Consider the following 2269-nt stretch of genomic DNA (forward strand, 5'->3'; position numbering starts at 1 on the left):
GCGCCGGTAACCGGTCAGGAACACCTCCGCGACGGAACTCCGGTGGACGTATTCCCTCGGTACCGTGCTCGTGAGCTCTGGAAGGTCGGGCCCCGTAACCTTGCCTCTCGGTGTGTTTCCATACGCGCCCACCCCTGAGCACCTCCCTCCCGTACGGTCAGGCGTTCGTCGCCGGACCCGGAGAGGCCGCTCGTCCTTCCGGATCGTCACAGGCCCCGGCCCGTGTGAGCGGCTGGCATCAGGGGGTCCGATCCGAGTGAGAGAGAGATCCGCGTGTACGCCATCGTGCGCAGCGGTGGTCGCCAGCACAAGGTTGCTGTCGGCGACATCGTTGAGGTTGACAAGATTCCCACCGCCCAGGTCGGCGACACGGTAGAGCTCTCTACCCTGCTCGTGGTCGACGGCGATGCTGTGACCAGCGACCCGTGGGTGCTGGCCGGTATCAAGGTCACGGCCGAGATCGTGGACCACCACAAGGGCGCGAAGATCGACATCCTTCGCTACAAGAACAAGACCGGCTACCGCCGCCGCCAGGGTCACCGCCAGCAGTACACGGCGATCAAGGTCACCGGTATCCCCACGGCTGCGAAGTAAGGGACTGAGAAGACATGGCACACAAGAAGGGCGCATCGTCGACCCGGAACGGTCGCGATTCCAATGCTCAGCGGCTCGGCGTGAAGCGCTTCGGCGGTCAGGTCGTCAGCGCCGGTGAGATCCTGGTCCGCCAGCGCGGTACCCACTTCCACCCGGGCGCGGGCGTCGGCCGAGGCGGCGACGACACCCTGTTCGCGCTGAACGCCGGTGCGGTCGAGTTCGGCAAGCACCGCGGTCGCAAGGTCGTGAACATCGTTCCGGTCGCCCAGTAATCCGGTCGCCCAGTAAAATCCGGTTCCTTCGGATCACCGGGGCGCCGTAGAGCGATTTCTGTGGAGGCGGACCTCACTTCCCCTGGCGGGAAGCGGGTCCGCCTTCGCCGCGTTACAGGTAAGACGATTCCGTAAACAATGGAGGCACCCCCATGACCACCTTCGTGGACCGCGTCGAACTGCATGTCGCCGCGGGTAACGGAGGCCACGGCTGCGCCTCCGTTCACCGGGAGAAGTTCAAGCCGCTCGGCGGTCCCGATGGCGGCAACGGCGGCCGGGGCGGTGATGTGATCCTGGTCGTCGACCAGTCGGTCACCACGCTGCTCGACTACCACCACAGCCCCCACCGCAAGGCGACCAACGGCCAGCCGGGCGCCGGCGACAACCGCTCGGGCAAGGACGGCCAGGACCTGGTGCTGCCGGTGCCGGACGGCACGGTCGTCCTCGACAAGCAGGGCAATGTGCTCGCCGACCTCGTCGGCCAGGGCACCACCTTCGTGGCGGGCCAGGGCGGCCGGGGCGGCCTCGGGAACGCGGCGCTCGCCTCCGCCCGCCGCAAGGCCCCCGGCTTCGCGCTGCTCGGCGTGCCGGGTGAGGCGCGCGATGTCGTCATGGAGCTGAAGACCGTCGCGGATGTGGCGCTGGTCGGCTATCCGAGCGCGGGCAAGTCCTCGCTGATCTCGGTGCTCAGCGCGGCCAAGCCGAAGATCGCGGACTACCCCTTCACCACGCTCGTACCGAACCTGGGAGTGGTGACGGCGGGCTCCACCGTCTACACCATCGCGGATGTGCCCGGCCTCATCCCGGGCGCCAGCCAGGGCAAGGGCCTCGGCCTGGAGTTCCTGCGCCATGTCGAGCGCTGTTCGGTGCTGGTGCACGTCCTGGACACGGCGACGCTGGAGTCCGAGCGCGACCCGCTGACCGACCTCGATGTGATCGAGGCCGAGCTGCGGGAGTACGGCGGTCTTGACGACCGCCCCCGGATCGTCGTCCTCAACAAGGTCGACATCCCCGACGGCCAGGATCTCGCCGAGATGATCCGCCCCGATCTCGAAGCCCGCGGCTACCGGATCTTCGAGGTCTCGGCCGTCGCCCGCACCGGGCTCAAGGAGCTGTCCTTCGCTCTCGCGGGCATCGTCGCCGAGGCGCGCGCGGCCAGGCCGGCGGAGGAGTCGACCCGGATCGTCATCCGCCCCAAGGCCGTCGACGACGCGGGCTTCACCGTCGTCCGGGAGGACGACGGCATCTTCCGGGTACGCGGCGAGAAGCCGGAGCGCTGGATCCGCCAGACCGACTTCAGCAACGACGAGGCCGTCGGCTATCTCGCCGACCGGCTGAACCGCCTCGGCGTCGAGGACCAGCTGATGAAGGCGGGCGCCCGCGCGGGCGACGGGGTGGCCATC

3 protein-coding genes are annotated in these 2269 nt (G+C 68.6%); all 3 read left to right on the forward strand.

Annotation, left to right across the window (positions count from 1 at the left end):
* Window positions 1-273: 273 nt before the first annotated feature.
* On the forward strand, window positions 274-594 hold the full coding sequence (rplU, locus tag ACWF94_RS39040; protein WP_453499812.1) for a 50S ribosomal protein L21: 321 nt from the start codon (window positions 274-276) through the stop codon (window positions 592-594).
* A 14-nt stretch (window positions 595-608) separates the two neighbouring features.
* Window positions 609-866, forward strand: a complete 258-nt coding sequence (rpmA, locus tag ACWF94_RS39045) for a 50S ribosomal protein L27 (RefSeq protein ID WP_453499814.1) — start codon at window positions 609-611, stop codon at window positions 864-866.
* Between the two features lie 152 nt (window positions 867-1018).
* Window positions 1019-2269 (forward strand): GTPase ObgE (obgE, locus tag ACWF94_RS39050; protein ID WP_453499816.1); only part of this gene is annotated, 1251 nt, incomplete at its 3' end.

The sequence above is a fragment of the Streptomyces sp. NPDC055078 genome (genome assembly GCF_053607985.1).